At 47.8% G+C, this 429-nt stretch carries 1 protein-coding gene; it reads right to left on the bottom strand.

Annotated elements, in window-relative coordinates; genetic code table 11:
• Window positions 1-166: PLP-dependent transferase (locus DYZ14_RS24030; RefSeq protein ID WP_195950106.1), on the bottom strand; the 166-nt coding region annotated here is incomplete at its 3' end.
• Between the last annotated feature and the right edge of the window lie 263 nt (window positions 167-429).

Here is a 429-nt window from a genome sequence, read left to right as displayed (position 1 = left end):
CATCGCGCGTTGGGTTGCCGCGACGCGAGTAATCATGCGCGCGCGGTTCATTAAATCCGGTAAAGTTATAGGTGCTGGAAAGATGGATCGGTGGGACAACGCAACCATACTGTTCGTCGTCATTTAACCCGCTACGCACTGCGATGGTGGCCTGTTTACGCGTCATGTGATGAAGTTCCCTGGGCTTTGTCGGTGAAATGTCAGGCACCAGAGTAAACATTGTGTTAATGGACGTCAATACATCTGGACATCTAAACTTCTTTGCGTATAGATTGAGCAAATCCCAAATAGCCGTTAAAATTATATGCATTATCACGCCGACAGGTGCATTACACGATGTCACGGTAACGCCTGTACGGTAAACTATGCGGGTTTACGGTCAGTACCCACATCAACTGTGTGGTCTGGTCTCAATTTATTGACGAAGAG

The sequence above is a fragment of the Ciceribacter sp. T2.26MG-112.2 genome, from assembly GCF_900492205.1.
GTDB classification, from domain to species: domain Bacteria; phylum Pseudomonadota; class Alphaproteobacteria; order Rhizobiales; family Rhizobiaceae; genus Allorhizobium; species Allorhizobium naphthalenivorans_A.
This window is presented reverse-complemented; position numbering and strand designations above follow the sequence as displayed.